Source organism: Chromobacterium alkanivorans (assembly GCF_016937655.1).
GTDB lineage: Bacteria > Pseudomonadota > Gammaproteobacteria > Burkholderiales > Chromobacteriaceae > Chromobacterium > Chromobacterium alkanivorans.
Genome location: NZ_JAFHKL010000001.1, coordinates 410,286 through 428,148 on the forward strand (window position 1 = coordinate 410,286; position 17,863 = coordinate 428,148).

Genomic DNA, 17,863 nt, shown 5'->3' on the forward strand with positions numbered 1-17,863 from the left:
AGGAACGAATGAAGAATTCTTTGCATAGCAACTGGGCGATCTACCGCCGTTTGCTGGGATATTTGGGCCGTTATTGGAAGGTCTTTCTGATCTCGCTGGTGTCGATGACGGTGGCGGCCTTGACCGAGCCGGCCTTCGCCCGCCTGATGAAGCCCTTGATCGACAACGGTTTCGTCAACCGCGACCCGCATGCGATCGCCTGGGTGCCCTTGGCCATCATCGGCGTGTTCGCGGTGCGCGGCGTTACCAGCTTCATCAATGAATACACCTCCAGCTGGCTGACCGGGCATCTGGTGCAGACGCTGCGCGAACAGATGTTCGCCAAGATGCTGCGCCTGCCGGTGCAGTACTATGCCGACAACCAGTCCGGCCGTCTGGTGTCGCGGATTTCCTACGACGTCAACCAGGTTACCGAAGCCGGCTTCAGCGTGATCACGGTCACGGTCAAGGACGGCGTCACCGCGATCAGCCTGCTGGCCTGGCTGTTGTACATAGACTGGCAGTTGACGCTGATCTGTCTGCTGGTGCTGCCGGTGGTGTCGTTCTGCATGCGGGTGGTGGGCAAGCGCCTGCGCAATCTGTCGCGCGAGAACCAGCAGAATATGGCCTTGTTGACCCAGGTCTTGGGCGAGGGCATCAGTTGCCAGCGCGTGATCAAGGTCTACGGCGGCGAAGCGCGCGAGAGCGAGCGCTTTCACCAGGCGGCGGCGGCCATCCGCCGCAACGCGGTCAAGCAGAGCGCGGCGACCTCCGCCAACACCGGCGTCACTCAGCTGATGATCGCCTGCGCGCTGGCCGCCATCCTGTATTTCGCCACGCTGCGCGCCCAGGGCGGCGCGTTCACCGCCGGCGACTTCATGTCCTTCTTGACCGCGATGATGCTGCTGTTCGCGCCGGTCAAACGCATCACCGGCATTGCTCAGGCGATGCAGCGCGGCCTGGCGGCGGCGGAGTCGGTCTTCGATTTTCTCGATCTGCCGGAAGAGCCCGATCACGGCCGCACCGCCTTGCCGCGCACGCGCGGCAAGCTGCAGCTCTCAGGGGTTAACTTCCGCTATCCGACGGCGGAGAGGCAGGTGCTGCGCGACATCAATCTGCAGGTCCATCCCGGCGAGACCGTCGCCCTGGTGGGCTCATCCGGCAGCGGCAAAACCACCCTGGTCAGCCTGATTCCGCGATTTTACGATCCGGACGACGGCGAAATCCGTTTGGACGACGTGCGCTTGCAGGACATGCCCTTGAACGATCTGCGCCGGCATATCGCCATGGTCAGCCAGGACGTGCTGCTGTTCAACGACAGCGTGGCGGCCAATATCGCCTACGGCGAAGCCTCGCACAGCCGCGAAGCGGTGGTGGAAGCCGCGCGCGCGGCCAATGCGCTGGAGTTCATCGAGGCGATGCCGGAGGGCTTTGACACCCTGATAGGCGAAAACGGCGTACGCCTGTCCGGCGGCCAGCGTCAGCGGCTGGCGATTGCTCGCGCCCTGCTGAAGAACGCGCCGCTGTTGATTCTGGACGAGGCGACTTCGGCGCTGGACACGCAGTCCGAAAGACTGGTGCAAAGCGCGCTGGAAAACCTGATGAAGAATCGCACCACCATCGTGATCGCCCATAGACTGTCGACGATTGAAAACGCCGATCGCATCGTGGTGATGCATCACGGCGAGATCGCCGAGGAAGGCTCGCACGCGCAGCTGCTCGCGCGCGAAGGACTCTACGCCAAGCTGCACAGCCTGCAGTTCAAGGACGAGGACGGCGCGGCGGGCTGAGCGGACTCTAGGACGAATCAAGCCGGCCAGGGCGGAGGCCATGGCCGGTTTGACCGCATCGAGGACTCGGAACGCGTTTACGATCTCGCAAGCTAATCGTAAGCAGGTTCTCAGAGCTTGATTTCGAACAGCGGGTCCTGCGGCGCCAGCCGGCGCCCGTTCTCCTGAATGGTGTGCCAGACCGGCTGACCTTGCACTTGCGATTGAACGTCGCGCGCCAGCAGGCAGTAGGCTTCGCGATTGCATTCGCTGGAATAGGCGCGCAACAGCGTGACCTTGGCCGGCAGATCGTCCGGATTGTCGCGCAGCGAATCTTTCAGCACCCGCACCGCGTCGCGGGTGCGGCCATAGGCGAGAAAAACCTCCGCTTCGCCCACCGGATCGATGCCGCGCTGGCACGGCTTGGTGTAACGTACTTTCTTCCAAAAGAATCGCAGGGCGTAATAACCCGCCATCAGTCCGAAACTGGCGGCGAACGCGCTCAACGCTACCATGTGGCTTCTCCCCTTCCGCTTTGCAACGACTTGGCCTCGCCGGCGGTTCCCCCGACATTGTGCGCTCTGGCTTCAAGCTTTGCGCGGGGCTTTCCTGCCGGCCTTCTCCATCTCCAGTAGATTCATTATTCTGATGAAGCGGCGCGAGCGGCAATCCGTAGAAATCCTTATCGAATCTGTACCGACGCCGTTTGAACGCTAACTATTGCTGTCCAGTATTTTCTCGAGTATTGCAGAGGGGAGGCCGGCCTGAATAGTGGCGCGTCCCAGCTGTTGCAATAGTACGAATCGAATGGTGCCCGCTTCGACTTTCTTGTCGTGGCTCATCAGCTCCAGCCAGCGCTCCAGCGGCATCCGCGGGCTCTTGACCGGCAGGCCGGCGGCGGCCACCAGGCTGCGTACGCGTTCGACGTCCGCGGAGGACAGCCAGCCCAGTTCGGCGGAGGCGGCGGCGGCCAGCACCATGCCGGCGCCGATGGCCTCGCCGTGCAGCCAGACGCCGTAGCCCAGGCCGGCCTCGATGGCGTGGCCGAAAGTGTGGCCCAGATTGAGCAGGGCGCGCACGCCTTGCTCCTTTTCATCCTGGCCGACGATGTCGGCCTTCATCTCGCAGCTGCGCTTGACCGCGTGTTGCAGCGCGTCCGGGTCGCGCGCGCGCAGGCGCGGCATATTGTCCTCCAGCCAGCCGAGGAAGGCGGCGTCGCCCAGCAGGCCGTACTTGATCACCTCGGCGAGGCCGGCGGACAACTCGCGCTCCGGCAGCGTGTCCAGCAGCGACATGTCGGCGATCACCGCCTTGGGCTGGTAGAACGCGCCTATCATGTTCTTGCCCTGAGGATGGTTGATCGCGGTTTTGCCGCCGACCGAGGAATCGACTTGCGCCAGCAGGGTGGTGGGAATCTGGATGAAGGGCGCGCCGCGCTGGTAGCAGGCGGCGGCGAAGCCTGTCATGTCGCCGACCACGCCGCCGCCCAGCGCGATCAGGGTGGTCTTGCGTTCGGCGTTGCGCGACAGCAAGGCGTCGAAAATCAGGTTCAGCGTGTTCCAGTCCTTGTGTTGCTCGCCATCGGGCAGCACGACGCTGAAGGACTCGATCCGATGTTGGGCCAGCGCCTGTTGCAGCCGGGCCAGATAGAGCGGCGCCACGGTCTCGTTGCAGACGATGGCGACCTTGGGCAAGGGCAGATGGGGAAGCAGCAACTCGACCTGTTCCAGCAAGTCCCGGCCAATGTGAATCGGGTAACGGGTGTCGGGCAGGATCAGGTCGAGGGTAATCACAATCAGCTTCCTTGTGCGGGTCTGTATTTGGGGGGGAGGCCGGCGAGTTGCTCCATCAGGCGGGCAACCAGCAGGCTGACATTCTGCTGCGTGGTGTCGACGACGATGTCGGCCACCTCGCGGTATAAGGGGTCGCGCTCCTGGAACAGGCTTTCCAGCTTGGCCTTGGGGTCGGCGATTTGCAGTAATGGACGGTTTTTGTCGTGCAGGGTGCGGGCCAGCAGATCGTCTATGGTGGCGCGCAGATAGATCACGGTGCCGTGAGCGGCCAGGCAGGCGCGGTTTTGCGGGCGGATCACCGCGCCGCCGCCGGTGGCCAACACGATGTTGTCCAGGCGGGCGAGGTCGGCGATGACCGAGGTTTCTCGGTCGCGGAAGCGCAGCTCTCCCTCGATGTCGAAGATGGTCGCGACGCGAACGCCGGTCCTGGCCTCGATTTCGTGGTCAGAGTCGTAAAAGGTTTTGTCGGTGCGCCGCGCCAAAGCTCGGCCCACCGTGGTCTTGCCCGCGCCCATCAAGCCGACCAGAAAAAAATTGCCTGCCGGTTTCTCCATGGCAGGCATTGTAGCCGAGCTTGGCCGCGCTGTCTTTCGGCGTTGCAGCAGCGCCCAGAGCGCTGCGTGGCCGGGGTTTTATTGATTATTGCCGCTCAGGTCCTCCACCACTCGCGGCGTGATGAAGACCAGCAGCTCGGTGCGGTTGTCGTACTTCTGCGAGCTGCGGAACAGCGCGCCCAAGAAGGGGATGTCGCCTAGCAGCGGCACTTTGTTGACGATGTCGCTGATCTGCTGCTGGTAGATGCCGCCGATCACCACGGTGCCGCCGTTTTCCACTAGCACCTGGGTGGTGACCTTCTTGGTGTCCAGCGCCGGGGTGCCGCCCACGGTCAGCGTCGGGCTGACGCTGTCCTTGTTTACCTTGATGTCCAGCATCACATGATTGTCCGGCGTGATCTGCGGTTTGACGTTCAGGCTGAGCACCGCTTTTTTGAACGAGGTGGAGGTGGCGCCGCTGGACGAGGCCTCTTGATAGGGAATCTCGGTGCCCTGTTCGATGGTGGCCTCCTGGCGGTCCGCGGTCATGATGCGCGGGCTGGAAATCACCCGTCCCTTGTTCTCGGTTTGCAGCGCCTGCAACTCCAGGCCGATGATGGCGGATTTGCCCACGGTGTAAAGCGCGGTTAGCGAGCCGGCGGGGTTGGTAATGGGTAGATTGATGCCGGGCTTGATGACGTAGGGGCTGGCGGTGGCGTTGTTTAGACGGCCATTGGCGTTGGTGATGGCGTTGTCCAGTCCTCCGCCGGAAATGATGCCGTTACTGGTAAAACGGTCATAGGACAGCTTGACGCCCAGATTGCGGCTCCAGTTGTCGGTGGCTTCGACGATGCGCGCCTCGATCAGCACCTGCTTCACCGGCACATCGGTCTTGCCTATGATGTCGCGGATCTTGTCTATGGTGCTGCCGGTGTCGTTGATGATCAGGGTATTGGTCTTGGGGTCGATCAGCGCGCTGCCGCGCTCGGTCAGAATGCTTTCCTTCTTGCCGGTGGTGTTCGTGCCGTCCAGCACCTTCTTGAAGTCTTCCGCCGAGCGGTAGCGCAGCACGAAGGTTTCCGAGCGCACCGGCTCCAGCGTGGCCAGCTGTTGCCTGGCTTCCTGCACCTGCTTGTCGCGCGCCAGCAACTCTTCGCGCGGCGCGATCTGGATGATGTTGCCGGCGCGGCGCTGGTCCAGGCCCTTGGTTTGCAGGATCAGGTCCAGCGCCTGGTCCCAGGGCACATCTTTCAGCCGCAGCGTGATATTGCCGTTGACCGAATCGCTGGTGACGATGTTGAGGCCGGTGAATTCGGCGATCACCTGCAAGACGGTGCGCACTTCGATGTTCTGGAAGTTCAGCGACAGCTTGTCGCCCTTGTACTGCGGTTTCTGATTGACGTCGGCGCTGGCGGCGGATTCCGGCGCCGGCCGGCGGATTTCGACGACCAGTTGGCCGTCGGTCTGGTAGGAGGAGAAGTCCCAGTCGCCCTGCGGCTGAATCTGGATGCGGCTGTTGCCGCCCTGATTGCGGGCGTCGATCTTGGACACCGGGGTGCCGAAGTCGGACACGTCTAGGCGGCGCTGGTTCTGCCTGTCCAGCTGGGAGCCGAGCACGTCCACCAGCAATTGCTTGCCTTCGCGGCGGATGTCGACCGGCGTATTGGCGGACGGCAGCTTGATCTCCACCCGGCCCTCGCCGTTCTTGCCGCGGCGGAAATCCAGCGCCAGCGGCTGAGCATTGGCGGCCTGGACCTGGCTTGGGCGCGCGGCGGCTTGCGGACTGACGGCGGGACGCTCCACCGGCGTGGCGGCCTGGGCGGCGTTGCCCAGGTTCGGGTTCAGCGTGACCCGCAACGTGTTGCCGGACACGCTGCTGCTGTACAGCGCGTTGCGGCTCAGGCTCAGCACCAGCCGGGAGCGGCCGTTGGCTTCCACCGCCACCGCCGATTTGACCAGCGAGCCGCCGAAGTCTTGCTGCGGTTTGGCCATCTTGACGCTGGCGCCGGCGAAGTCGAAGGCGATGCGCGGCGGATTGGCGATGGCGAAGCTGTTGGGCTGGACGGCGGGGCCGTCGAAGCTGACCTGCAGCACCTGCTGATCGCCGTCGCCGTTGGCCAGCTGGATCGCGGTGATCGCCGGGCCGGCGTCGGCGAAACTGAACAGCAGGGCCAGGCCCAGCCCGGACAACAGTTTGATGGAGTGCTTGCTCATTTGTTTTGCCCTTGTTCGTCCAGGTACATGCTGCTGTTGCGCTGCACCCATTCTCCGTTCAAATCTTCCACGGTCTCAGTCAACTGAATGTCCGTATCGCCGACCTTCTTGATCTGGCCGAAATTGGGCCCGACGAAATTGCCGGCCTGAACGCGGTAGATCGCGCCTTCCGGCGTGCGCACCAGGCCGTAGTTGGCGCCGCCGCGGCGGATGACGCCGACAATCTTCAGCTTGTCCAGATCGTAGTTTTCCAGCGCTTCGCGCGGCCGCTTCATGTCCGGCGCGTTCGCCAGATTCTGGTTCTTGGCCGCGGCGAGCTTCTGCGAATTGAAGGGGTCGAGCAGGTCGAAGGCCTGGTAGGCGAACGGCCGATAAGACTGCGCCTGGGGCAGCGGCTCGATCTGGCCGCGCAGGCCCTGGGTGCTGGTCTGCATCCACTGGCGCAGATCATCGGTGTCGCTGCTGCCGCAGGCGGCGAGCAGCAAGGGCAGTAAGCAAGCGAGAGTTCTTGTCATGGGCTTGGCGGCTCACTTATTGGGAGGGGCCGGCTGCGCGGCCCGCTCCTCGGGCTCCAGCGCGCGGAAGGTCTTGGCGGTGGCGTCCATGGTCAGGCGCGCGCCCTTGACGTCCGGCGTCAGGCTGATGTCGGCGATGGTGACGATGCGGGACAGCTGGGCCACATCGCTGACGAAGGCGGCCAGATCGTTATAGCTGCCGGTCAGGCGTATGGTGATCGGCACTTCCGCCATCTCGGCCGTCTTGATTTCCGGATTGGGCCGGAACAGCTCGAACTGTAGCCCGCGGCCGATGCCTGCCTGGTTGATCTCGGTCAACAGCGTGTCCATGTTGGACTTGGTCGGCAGCTGTTTGAGCAGGGCGCCGAAGGAGGCGTCTATCTCCTTCAGCTGCTGCTGCAGCGCGTCCAGGTTGACCGCCTGGCGCTTCTTGTCGACATAAGTCTGTTTCAGCTGCTCTTCTTGCTGCTTGGCGGCGTTGAGGCGGTCCAGTTCGTCGCTGAGCACGAAGAAATAGCCGAGGCCCACGAAGCAGGCGACCAGCAGCGCCAGCGCGATGGCCTGGCCTTGCAGCGGCCAGTTGGCGATGTCCTTGGGGTCCAGCGTGCGCAATTCGTCCAGCGTCATGGCTTGGCTCCGGGAGTGGCGGCGGCCTGGCCGGTTTTGGGCGGAGCGGCTTCGCGCAGGCTGCAGTTCAGGGTGAATTCATTGGCGCGCTGGCCGTTGATGTTGGAGGCCTTCACCTCGACCAGCACCGGCGCGTCAAAGACATTGGATTGCGCCAGGCTGCGCATATAGTTGGAAACCCGCGCGCCGGACAAGGCGTAGCCGGACAGCGAGAACTGGTTGCCGGCCTGCTTGAAGCTTTTCAGATAGACACCGTCCGGAGTTTGCCGCACCAACTGGTCGAAGACGTGAACGCCCTCGTTGCGGCCCTGTTCCAGCCGTTCCACCAACTGCTTGCGCGACAGCAGATCGTCGCGCTGCTTTTTCAAGGTGCCGATATTCTTGATCTGGTTGTCCAGCGTGGAGATTTCGCCTTGCAGGAAATCGTTGCGCTGCTGCTGATGGGACAGGCGGCTGCCTATGATCAGATAGCTGAGCACCACCAGGGCCAGCGAGGCCACCAGGGTCAGCCCCAGCATCAGCTGGAAGCGCAGCCGGTGCGCGGCTCTTTTCTGTTCGCGGTGCGGGAGGAGGTTGATGCGTATCATCAGTCGAACCTCCGCATGGCCAGGCCACAGGCCACCAGCAGCGCCGGCGCGTCCATCAGCAATTCCTTCAGGCGGATATGGCTGGACTGCACCATGGTGCTGAACGGGTTGGCGATCATGGTGCTGATCTGGGTGCGGCCGGCCACCGCGTCGTCCAGGCCCGGCAGCATGCTGCAGCCGCCGGCCAGCAGGATGTAGTCGACGCGCAGGTATTGCGACACGCTGACCGTGGTGTAGAAGAACTGCAGCGCGCGCTGTATCTCTTGCGCCAGCGAGTCGACGAAGGGATGCATCAGCTCGGACTCATAGCCGTCCGGCAGGCTCATCCCGCGTTTGCCGCTTTCCGCCTCTTCATAGCTGATGCCGTAGCGGCGCTGGATGTCGCGCGTCAATTGCTGGCCGCCGAACACCTGCTCGCGATAATAGACTTGCTGATTGTTTCGGATGACATTGCAGTGGATGCGGGTGGCGCCGATGTCGAACAGGGCGAAGGTCTGGTTCATGCCCTGTTCCGGCAGTTGCTGCTCGACCTGTTCGAAAGCCGTCATCATGGCGAAGGATTCAACGTCCACCACCTGGGCGCGCAGGCCGGCCATTTCCACCACCGCCACGCGCTCCTCCACTTTTTCCTTGCGGGCGGCGCAGAGCAGCACTTCCAAATCGTCGATGCTGGACGGGGCCGGGCCCAGCACCTGATGGTCCAGGTTCACCTCTTCCAGCGGGAAGGGAATGCTCTGATTGGCTTCTGATTCGATCAAGTCCGCCAGGTTGTCGGTCTGGCTGACCGGCACCAGCAGCTTTTTGTAGATCGCCATCGCCGTGGGGATGGCGATGGCGACGTGGCGGGTGGGGCTGCCCAGCCGTTTCCAGGCGCGGCGCAGGGTTTCCGCGATGCCCTCGATGTCCACCAGATTGCCGTCGCTGATCGCGTCCTTGGGCAAGGATTCGATCACATAGCGCTCGACCTGGCAGTTTTTCCCCGAGCGAGACAGCTCCACCAGTTTGACGGCGGTGCTGCTGATATCCAGTCCCAGCATTGGAACATTTTTAGCCTTCCCCAATCCAAGTTGTTCAAGCCAGGGAGGGGCGGATTTGAGTTTGTCGATAAGCATCAGGTGCCTCGATTGGTCCTATGCGACAGTTTTTTGGCCTGTCGCTGCCATTGTTTGTCTTGCGTGCTTTCACAAGACGTTATAATCCGGTTTCCAGTGAAAGCCCATTTGTAAATATGCTAAGACGAATCCTTGCAATACTTGCAGGTCTGTTTCTAGGTGGAGCCGTATTGGTTGCTGGCGCAGGCGCCATTGCAATCATCATAACCTACCCGCGCTTGCCGAGTCTTGATGTACTGACGGACTATCGTCCGAAAATCCCACTTCGGGTATTTTCCGCCGACAACCAACTGATTGGCGAATTCGGTGAAGAACGACGTTCTTTTTCCCGCATCCACGAGGTGCCGCAACTGATGAAACAGGCGGTGATGGCGGCGGAAGACGAGCGCTTCTACCAGCACAGCGGCGTCGATTACGTCGGCGTGGTGCGCGCCGCGGTCGGCAACCTGGTGTCCGGGCACGCCCGTTCCGGCGCCAGCACCATCACCATGCAGGTGGCCAAGAACTTCTTCCTGTCCAGCGAGAAAACCTTCACCCGCAAGTTCAACGAAGCGTTGCTGGCCTTCAAGATCGAACACACGCTGACCAAGGACCAGATCCTCGAGCTGTATTTCAACCAGATCTATCTGGGCCAGCGCGCCTACGGCTTCTCCGCCGCGGCCCAGGCGTATTACGGCAAACCGCTGGCGGACCTGTCCGTGGCGGAAATGGCGATGCTGGCCGGCCTGCCCAAGGCGCCGTCCGCCTACAACCCCATCGTCAACCCGGACCGCGCCCGTCTGCGTCAGCAATACGTGCTGCGCCGGATGCGCGAGCTCAACTTCATCACCCAGGAACAATACGACGCCGCCATGGCCGAGCCGATGAAGCTGGCCAGCCAGAGCGCGGACAGCAGCAGCCAGCCGGCGCAGTACGTGGCGGAAATGGTGCGCCAGGCGATGTACGAACGCTATCGCGAATCGGCGTACACCGAAGGCTTCAAGGTCTACACCACGCTGGACAGCCGCCATCAGAAATGGGCCTACGACGCCCTGCGCGCCGGCCTGGTGGATTACGACCGCAAGATGGGCTATCGCGGCCCGGAGAGCACGGTGGAGCTGTCCGGCGCCGAAGGCGAACAGCAGACCGAAGCGCTGGACGACGCCATCAGCGAACTGCGCGACAGCGGCGACATGCTGCCTGCCATCGTGCTGTCCGCCAGCCCGTCCGAAGTGCGCGCCTATATGCGCGGCGGCAAGGTGGCGGTGATCAAGGGCAACGGCCTGGACTTCGCGCGCCGTTCGCTGGGCGGCAAGGTCAGCGCCGCGCAGCAGATCCGCCGCGGTTCGGTGATCCGCATCCGCGCGCATGAAAAAGGCTATTGGGAAATCGTGCAGATGCCGGAAGTGGAAGGCGCCTTCGTGTCCATGGACACCCGCACCGGCGCCATCCGCTCGCTGGTGGGCGGCTTCGATTTCAACCGCCGCAGCTTCAACCACGTGACTCAGGCTTGGCGCCAGCCCGGCTCCACTTTCAAGCCCTTTATCTATTCCGCCGGCATTGAGCGCGGCCTGACGCCGTCCACGATGATCAACGACGCGCCGCTGTCGGTGGTGGGCGCGGATGGCCAGCGTTGGGAACCCAAGAACGACAACGGCAAATTCGCCGGCATGATCACCATGCGCAGCGGCCTGACCCAGTCCAAGAACCTGGTGTCGGTACGAGTGCTGATGGCCACCGGCACCGATTACGCCCAGCAGTACATCCAGCGCTTCGGCTTCGCCGCCAAGCAGCACCCGGCCTATCTGACCATGGCGCTGGGCGCCGGCGCGGTGACGCCGCTGCAAATGGTGGAGGGCTACTCGGTGTTCGCCAACGGCGGCTACCGCAGCAAGGGCTATTTCATCGACCGCATCGAAGACCAGTCCGGCCGCGTGCTGGCCAAGACCGTGCCCACCGTCGCCGGCCAGAACGCGCCGCAGGCGATAGACCCGCGCAACGCCTTCATCATGAGCTCCATGCTCAAGGACGTGGTGCGCTACGGCACCGGCTACCGCGCGATGAGCCTGGGCCGCACCGACCTGGCCGGCAAGACCGGCACCACCTCGGATTGGAAAGACGCCTGGTTCGTCGGCTACAACCCCAATCTGGTGGCCGCCGCCTGGGTGGGCTTCGATCAGCCGCGTTCGCTGGGCCGCTACGGCTACGGCGGCACCGCCGCGTTGCCGGTGTGGATCAACTACATGGCCAACGCGCTCAAGGGCCAGCCGGAAGTGGACATGCCGGTGCCGGAGGGCATCGTGGTCAAGGCCGGCGCAGGCCAGCGCGGCGGCGACGAGTACTACTACGAAGAGTTCCAGAAAACCAATCCGGAGCTGAAAGTGGACAACCACGGCGCGGTGCCGGGCGCGGGCGGCGACGCCAGCGGCGGCGCCAGCGAGACGCCGGACAAGCCGGCCGCTCAGGACGCGGTGGAAAACGTCAAAGACCAGCTGTTCTAGAAACGTGTTCCATTCAACGCTGCATAGCCCCGCCTTCCGGCGGGGCTTTTTCGTGTTCGCTCAGATCACGCCTTGCGCCAGCATTGCCGCCGCCACCTTGCCGAAGGCCGCCACATTGGCGCCGCGGGCGTAGTCCACCGTGCCGTCCGGCTGGCCGCCATGGCGCGCGCAGGCCTCGTGAATTTCCTCCATGATGCGGCGCAGCCGGGCATCAACCTCCTGCGCGCTCCAGGGCAGATGGGTGGCGTTCTGGCTCATCTCCAGGCCGGACACCGCCACGCCGCCGGCGTTGGACGCCTTGCCGGGCGCGTACAGCGCGCCGGCGCGCTGGAAGCGCTGCGCCGCCTGGGCGGAGCAGGGCATATTGGCGCCTTCCGCCACGCAGAAGCAGCCGTTGGCCAGCAAGGCTTCCGCGTCGTCGGCGTCCAGCTCGTTCTGGGTGGCGCAGGGCAGCGCGATGTCGCAGCGCAGACGCCACGGCCTCTGTCCGGCGAGAAAGTCCAGGCCGCGGCCGGCGGCGAAAGCGGCCAGCCGGCCGCGGCGCTGATTCTTGTGTTCGAGCAGCGCCGCCAACAGCTCGGGGCTCAGACCGTCCGGCAGGCTGAGCGTGCCTTCCGAATCCGACAGGCTGACCACCTGGACGCCCAGCGCCAGCAGCTTTTCCGCCGCGTACAGCGCGACATTGCCGGAGCCGGACAAGGCCGCCCGTTTGCCGGCCAGCGTCTGGCCGCGCGTGGCCAGCATGCGCTCGACGAAATAGGCCAGGCCGTAGCCGGTGGCTTCCGGCCGCATCAGGCTGCCGCCGTAGCTGGGCCCCTTGCCGGTGAACACCCCGGAAAACTGATTGCTCAGGCGCTTGTGCTGGCCGAACAGATAGCCGATCTCGCGCGCGCCCACGCCGATGTCGCCGGCCGGCACATCGGTCTCGGCGCCGATGTGGCGGAACAGCTCGCTGGCGAAGGCCTGGCAGAAGCGCATCACCTCGCCCTCGCTCTTGCCCTTGGGGTCGAAGTCCGCGCCGCCCTTGGCGCCGCCCAGCGGCAGGCCGGTCAAGGCGTTCTTGAAGGTTTGTTCCAAAGCCAGGAATTTCAGCGTGCCCAGCGTCACCGAGGGATGGAAGCGCAGGCCGCCCTTATACGGGCCCAGCGCGCTGTTCATCTGCACCCGGTAGCCGCGGTTGACCTGGACGCGGCCGTGATCGTCCACCCAGGACACCCGGAACAGAATGACGCGCTCCGGTTCCAGCAGCCGTTCCAGCAAGCCGTGGTCGAAGAGGTGCGGATGGCCGACGAGGAAATCGTCCAGGCCGTGCAGCACTTCCGCCGCCGCCTGGTGGAATTCAAACTGCTCCGGGTCGCGCAGGCGGACCCGGTCCAATAAAGTTTGCAGAGCATGATGCATGGACAAGACCTTTGGTGTGGCGGGCCGCGCGCGTGACGCCAGCCCTGTGTTGTCATGGGTCGAGAAAGAGCGATCTGCCTGCGCCGGAGTTTGATATGAGTTGTGAGCGAGGTGTCCGGCGAGGCGGCGGTATGTCTGGCTGGCCGCGGGTGGCGGGCGAGCTTGCCGCGGGGCGGCGAGGGCGGGCGCGTCCGATCGGACGCGAGGCCATGGGCCGCGTCGCTCGGGGTGGCCGGGCGGCGCGGGAAGCCCAGTGTAACCGATATCCCCGCCGCTCTCCCCCCAGCCTGGTCGTCATGACGGGTCGCTTTCCATCGGTATATTTTCCCTGGGGTGCAAACTTGGCGTTTGGGGGCGGTCTATCTCTTTTTCCAAACCATTCGGAGGAGTAGGCCCCATGCTGCAGAATTACTTTCCCATCCTGTTATTCATCGTCGTCGGGCTGCTGGTGGGAGTGGTGCCGCTGCTGATGGGCAAAATGCTGGGGCCCAACCGGCCGGATCCGGAAAAACTGTCGCCGTACGAGTGCGGCTTCGAGGCCTTTGAAGACGCGCGCATGCGCTTCGACGTCCGTTACTACCTGGTGGCCATCCTGTTCATCCTGTTCGATCTGGAAGTCGCCTTCTTGATCCCCTGGGCGGTGACGCTGAAGGAACTGGGCGGCTTTGGCCTGGGCGCGATGATGGTGTTCCTGGGCGTGCTGGTGGTCGGCTTCGTCTATGAATGGAAGAAGGGCGCTTTGCAGTGGGATTGACGCTGGCCTGAGCCCTTGTCCGAACCCGCGTCCGCAGCGTCGGCGCGGGTTTTGTTTTTTGGGGGCGGCTCCGGCGGCTTCAGAAGCTGTTCAAAGTCTCACGCCAAGGCGAGCCGGCCGGCGCGGTGGCGACGCAGCAAGGCCGCGGCCAGCCCGGCCCAGTACAGCCCCAGGCCCAGCGTGGCGGCGAACAGCGGAAGACGGAGGCCGCCTAGGGCCCAGGCCAGGCCGCTGCAGACCCAGACGCCGTGCAGGGCCAGCAGCCGGCGGTGCGCGGTCTCGCCCAGCAATTCATGGGTGGCCGGCAAGTGCTTCCTGGACAGGCCGCGCTGCTTCAGGTCCAGCCAGGCGAGAAAGGGCAGGATCTTGCCCTGCATGCTCAATACCGCGCCCAGGCCGAAGCCGCCCAGCCACAGCCAGCCGGCCAGCATGGGCGGCGACGCCGACAGCGGCAGCAGCCGCGCGGCGAGCGCGCACGGCACGGCCGCCGTCATCCAGATCAGGCTGGCCTGCCAGCCGCGGCGCAAGGGATCGGCGCGGCGCTGGCAGCGTTGCAGCGCGCTCAACTGCCGCAGGCCCTGCCACAGCGCCAACAGGCCCAAGGCCGCCAGCAGGCCGGAGACTAGCGCGGGCGCGCCCCAGATCAGCGCGGCCGAGCTCAGGCACAGCAGGCCGAACAACAAGGCCTCCCGCGACAAGCGCCCGCCGGCTGGCGGCGGCGTGACCAGAAACATCGGGATCACCGTGCGCGACACCGACAGCAACAACAGCCACAGCCAGCCCAGCGCCGCCCACAGCACATGATTGTCCAGCAAGGGGGCGAACGGCAGCGTGAGGCGGCCGCTCAGCAACAACACCAGGACCGCGCCAAGGCAGGCGGCCAGAACCAGCGCGCACAGCGCCAGCCGCAGGCCTCGGCTGCCGGCGTCCCGCGCCGGGCTGCGCAGCAAGCCGCGCAGGCCGAACAGCGCCGGCGTCAGCAAGGCCGGCGTCAACAGCGCGGCGCCGGCTTGCAGCCACGGCGGCGACAGGCCCAGCTGAAAACCGGCCGCCAACAGCGCGCAGCCGGCCTGCAAAGGCAGGAAGCAGGCCAGCAGCAAGCGGCGCGGATGCGGAGTTGCCACCCCCGCCGTTACCGCCAGCAACTGCCACAAGGACCCCAGCATCGCATTGCCCAGCACGCCCAGCGCCAGCATGTGGGTCAGCGCCAGCACCTCGGGCAGAAAGCGCGACGGCGCGCCGTCCGGCAGCGCCGCCAGCAAGGGCGTGGTCGCCAGCAGCCAGCCGGGCGCGGCCAGCATATGGGCCAGCGGCAGCCACAGCGGCGGCGCCTGCTGGTAGTCCAACCAGGCCTGGCTCATGGCCGGCTCAGAATCAGCACGACGCCGCCGTCTCCGGACAACTCAAAGCGATAAAGCAAGCCGGCCTTTTCCAGCAGGGGCAGCAGCGGGGCGGGGTGGTGGGGCAGTACCCAGGCGAGGCTGTCGCCGGGCCGCATCTGCTCGGCGGCGTCCAGGATGATCTCCATCGGCTCCGGCGGCGCCAGGTGGCGCAGGTCTTGCGGCGTCATGGCCGCGCGCCCTCGGCAATCAACTCCGCCATTTCCGGCAGCGCCTGCGCGCACATGGGGTAGAGCACGTTCTCCTCCTTCATATTGTGCTGCTGCATCAGGATCAGCAGGGTGTCGTTCAGGCCCAGGAAGGCTTGCAGATGCTGGGCGTTCAAGGCCTCGTCCATGTCTGCCAACAAATCCCGCATGTCCTGGTGCTCCATGCGCATGACGCGGGTGGGCCCCATGCTGCTGCCGCTGGCGGCTTCGAAAGCCGGAAACAGCGCGTCTTCTTCCATGGCGAAATGCGCCTCCATGTCCTGGCGGAAAGCCTGGAAACGGGCCAGGGCCAGGGCCCAGTCCTGCGCGCGGGCCGCGGTTTCACAGGCGGCGAAGCGCGCGTCGCAGGCGCGGTGTTGCTCTACAAGCGTGTCGATGGCGCTCATGGCGTGTACTCGTGAGATGGAGCGCGCAGTATCGCCGCGGGGGAGGGGGCGGCTGAATGATCGGGATCAAGGAATTCCGCGCCGCGGCCCCGCGCGGCGGACGGCCGGAAATCGTTGATTCGAATCAATGCCCCCGGGATGCCCGAATCCGTACAGTTCGGCCCGAGTACCGCGCCGGCGGTGCAAGCATTCGAGGAGGACATGATGAGCGCGAGCTTCACCAAATCGACCGCCCGCAATATTTTTTACGGCGGCTCGGTTTTCTTTTTTCTGTTGTTCCTGGGGCTGACCCTGGACACCACCCTGGCCCTGCCCAGCCATAACGCCAAGGCCCAGCTCACCGAGCAGGCGGTGCGCGGCAAGAAAATCTGGGAGACGCGCAGTTGCGGCGGCTGCCACACCTTGCTGGGCGAAGGCGCTTACTTTGGGCCGGAGCTGGGCAACGTCTATGTGCGCCGCGGCCCGGAATTCATCAAGGGCTGGATGCAGGCGATGCCGACCAACGCGCCGGGCCGCCGCCAGATGCCGCAGTTCCACCTGAACCCGGCCGAGCTGGACGACCTGGTGGCCTTCCTGAAATACGCGTCGCAGATCAACACCAATAACTGGCCGCCCAATATCGAGGGCTGATCCCGTCCCATCCCTTTATCTTTGGAGAACACAATGAGCAACGCTACCGTGGCCACGCCGCCGCGCGGCGCGACCGCAGCCGTCGCACAGGTGCGCTACCGCTCGCAGGCCGTGGCCAAACCCTATTTCATCGCCGCCATCGGCCTGTTCATCGGTCAGATCGTGTTTGGCCTGATCATCGGCCTGCAATACGTGATCGGCGATTTCCTGTTTCCCGCCGTGCCCTTCGGCACCGCGCGCATGGTGCACACCAACCTCTTGATCGTCTGGTTGCTGTTCGGCTTCATGGGCGCCGGCTACTACCTGATCCCGGAGGAGAGCGAGCGCGAACTGCACAGCCCGCGGCTGGCCATCGTCACCTTCTGGGTGTTCCTGGTGGCCGGCGCGCTGACCATACTCGGCTATCTGGGCCTGCCCTACCATGAGCTGGCCCGGCTCACCGGCAACGATCTGCTGCCCACCATGGGCCGCGGTTATCTGGAACAGCCGCTGATCACCAAGGTGGGCATCGTGCTGGTGGCGCTGTCCTTCCTCTACAACCTGTCCATGACCCTGCTGGCCGGCCGCAAGACCAGCATCAGCATCGTGATGATGCTGGGCCTGTGGGGCCTGGCCGTGTTCTTCCTGTTCTCCTTCGTCAACCCGGACAACCTGGTGCTGGACAAATACTACTGGTGGTGGGTGGTGCACCTGTGGGTGGAAGGCGTGTGGGAACTGATCATGGGCGCGATGCTGGCCTTCGTCCTGGTCAAGGTGACCGGGGTGGACCGCGAGGTGATCGAAAAATGGCTGTACCTGATCATCGCCATGACGCTGATCACCGGCATCATCGGCACCGGCCACCATTATTTCTGGATAGGCGTGCCGGCCTACTGGCAGCTGTGGGGCTCCATTTTCTCCGCGCTGGAGCCGGTGCCCTTCTTCATGATGACCCTGTTCGCCTTCAATATGGTCAAACGCCGCCGCCGCGAACACCCCAACCAGGCCGCCACGCTGTGGGCGCTGGGCACCGGGGTCATGTCCTTCCTGGGCGCCGGGGTGTGGGGCTTCATCGGCACATTGTCGGTGGTCAACTACTACACCCACGGCACCCAGGTGACCGCCTCCCACGGCCACATGGCCTTCTACGGCGCTTACGTGATGGTGGTGCTGACCATGATCTCCTACACCATGCCGCTGCTGCGCGGGCGCGAGGCCAATTGCGCGCAGGCGCAGAAGGTGGAAAAAACCGCGTTCTGGGTGATGACCCTGTCCATTGTGGCCATCACTCTGTGCCTGACCGCCGCCGGCGCGGTGCAGGTGTGGTTGCAGCGGATGTCCGCCACGCCGCTGTCCTTCATGGAAACGCAGGAGCGGATCATGCCCATCTACTGGGGACGTTGGGTGTTCGGCATCAGCTTCTTCTGCGGGCTGGTGTTGTACGTGATCAGCTTCTTCGTCACCGGCAAGCGCGAGGATTGATGGCGGCGCAAGC

At 64.5% G+C, this 17,863-nt stretch carries 17 protein-coding genes; 5 read left to right on the plus strand and 12 right to left on the minus strand.

What is annotated here, in order from left to right:
• The first annotated feature begins 8 nt into the window (after positions 1 to 8).
• Positions 9 to 1,769, plus strand: coding sequence for a lipid A export permease/ATP-binding protein MsbA (gene msbA / locus JW897_RS01960; protein ID WP_205465004.1), 1,761 nt, complete (start codon positions 9 to 11; stop codon positions 1,767 to 1,769).
• 110 nt (positions 1,770 to 1,879) lie between these two features.
• Here msbA and JW897_RS01965 read toward each other — a convergent pair whose 3' ends face one another.
• From JW897_RS01965 to JW897_RS02000, 8 genes are all read right to left on the minus strand, one after another.
• A complete protein-coding gene (locus tag JW897_RS01965; RefSeq protein WP_231589254.1) occupies positions 1,880 to 2,263 on the minus strand; it encodes a type IV pilus assembly protein FimV in 384 nt (127 codons plus the stop codon).
• A gap of 198 nt (positions 2,264 to 2,461) precedes the next feature.
• Entirely contained in the window at positions 2,462 to 3,541 is a 1,080-nt protein-coding gene (gene aroB / locus JW897_RS01970) for a 3-dehydroquinate synthase (RefSeq protein ID WP_205465005.1), read from the minus strand.
• 2 nt (positions 3,542 to 3,543) lie between these two features.
• On the minus strand, positions 3,544 to 4,104 hold the full coding sequence (gene aroK, locus JW897_RS01975) for a shikimate kinase AroK (RefSeq protein ID WP_205465006.1): 561 nt from the start codon (positions 4,102 to 4,104) through the stop codon (positions 3,544 to 3,546).
• Between the two features lie 69 nt (positions 4,105 to 4,173).
• The gene (locus tag JW897_RS01980; RefSeq protein WP_048414052.1) at positions 4,174 to 6,288 is read right to left on the minus strand and encodes a type IV pilus secretin PilQ; all 2,115 of its coding nucleotides are present in this window, start codon (positions 6,286 to 6,288) and stop codon (positions 4,174 to 4,176) included.
• Entirely contained in the window at positions 6,285 to 6,803 is a 519-nt protein-coding gene (locus tag JW897_RS01985; RefSeq protein ID WP_048414053.1) for a pilus assembly protein PilP, read from the minus strand. The genes JW897_RS01980 and JW897_RS01985 overlap by 4 nt, the downstream gene beginning before the upstream one ends.
• A gap of 12 nt (positions 6,804 to 6,815) precedes the next feature.
• Positions 6,816 to 7,430: a type IV pilus inner membrane component PilO gene (locus JW897_RS01990; protein WP_048414054.1), complete on the minus strand. Its 615-nt coding sequence runs from the start codon at positions 7,428 to 7,430 to the stop codon at positions 6,816 to 6,818.
• Positions 7,427 to 8,017 carry a PilN domain-containing protein gene (locus JW897_RS01995; RefSeq protein ID WP_048414055.1) on the minus strand — a complete coding sequence of 197 codons (591 nt, stop codon included), beginning with the start codon at positions 8,015 to 8,017 and terminating at the stop codon, positions 7,427 to 7,429. The genes JW897_RS01990 and JW897_RS01995 overlap by 4 nt, the downstream gene beginning before the upstream one ends.
• Positions 8,017 to 9,054, minus strand: coding sequence for a pilus assembly protein PilM (locus JW897_RS02000; RefSeq protein ID WP_231589255.1), 1,038 nt, complete (start codon positions 9,052 to 9,054; stop codon positions 8,017 to 8,019). Before JW897_RS02000 ends, JW897_RS01995 begins: the two co-directional genes overlap by 1 nt.
• Before the next feature lie 191 nt (positions 9,055 to 9,245).
• On the opposite strand from JW897_RS02000, the gene JW897_RS02005 reads away from it, so the two are divergent.
• Entirely contained in the window at positions 9,246 to 11,609 is a 2,364-nt protein-coding gene (locus JW897_RS02005; protein WP_048414057.1) for a penicillin-binding protein 1A, read from the plus strand.
• Positions 11,610 to 11,669: 60 nt separating this feature from the next.
• Here JW897_RS02005 and gdhA read toward each other — a convergent pair whose 3' ends face one another.
• A complete protein-coding gene (gene gdhA / locus JW897_RS02010) occupies positions 11,670 to 13,010 on the minus strand; it encodes an NADP-specific glutamate dehydrogenase (RefSeq protein ID WP_205465007.1) in 1,341 nt (446 codons plus the stop codon).
• A gap of 397 nt (positions 13,011 to 13,407) precedes the next feature.
• Here gdhA and JW897_RS02015 point away from each other — a divergent pair, with 397 nt between their 5' ends.
• On the plus strand, positions 13,408 to 13,764 hold the full coding sequence (locus JW897_RS02015; RefSeq protein ID WP_048414058.1) for an NADH-quinone oxidoreductase subunit A: 357 nt from the start codon (positions 13,408 to 13,410) through the stop codon (positions 13,762 to 13,764).
• A 98-nt stretch (positions 13,765 to 13,862) separates the two neighbouring features.
• Here the strand turns inward: JW897_RS02015 and JW897_RS02020 are convergent, their stop codons facing one another.
• The 3 genes from JW897_RS02020 to JW897_RS02030 are packed head-to-tail and all read right to left on the minus strand — an operon-like array spanning position 13,863 to position 15,759.
• A complete protein-coding gene (locus JW897_RS02020; RefSeq protein ID WP_205465008.1) occupies positions 13,863 to 15,125 on the minus strand; it encodes a hypothetical protein in 1,263 nt (420 codons plus the stop codon).
• A complete protein-coding gene (locus JW897_RS02025; RefSeq protein ID WP_205465009.1) occupies positions 15,122 to 15,334 on the minus strand; it encodes a DUF2249 domain-containing protein in 213 nt (70 codons plus the stop codon). Before JW897_RS02025 ends, JW897_RS02020 begins: the two co-directional genes overlap by 4 nt.
• The gene (locus JW897_RS02030) at positions 15,331 to 15,759 is read right to left on the minus strand and encodes a hemerythrin domain-containing protein (protein WP_205465010.1); all 429 of its coding nucleotides are present in this window, start codon (positions 15,757 to 15,759) and stop codon (positions 15,331 to 15,333) included. Before JW897_RS02030 ends, JW897_RS02025 begins: the two co-directional genes overlap by 4 nt.
• Positions 15,760 to 15,897: 138 nt before the next feature.
• Here JW897_RS02030 and JW897_RS02035 point away from each other — a divergent pair, with 138 nt between their 5' ends.
• Both JW897_RS02035 and JW897_RS02040 read left to right on the plus strand, forming a co-directional pair.
• Positions 15,898 to 16,389, plus strand: coding sequence for a c-type cytochrome (locus JW897_RS02035; protein ID WP_269473792.1), 492 nt, complete (start codon positions 15,898 to 15,900; stop codon positions 16,387 to 16,389).
• Positions 16,390 to 16,422: 33 nt separating this feature from the next.
• Positions 16,423 to 17,850: a cbb3-type cytochrome c oxidase subunit I gene (locus JW897_RS02040; RefSeq protein WP_107731494.1), complete on the plus strand. Its 1,428-nt coding sequence runs from the start codon at positions 16,423 to 16,425 to the stop codon at positions 17,848 to 17,850.
• Positions 17,851 to 17,863: the final 13 nt, after the last annotated feature.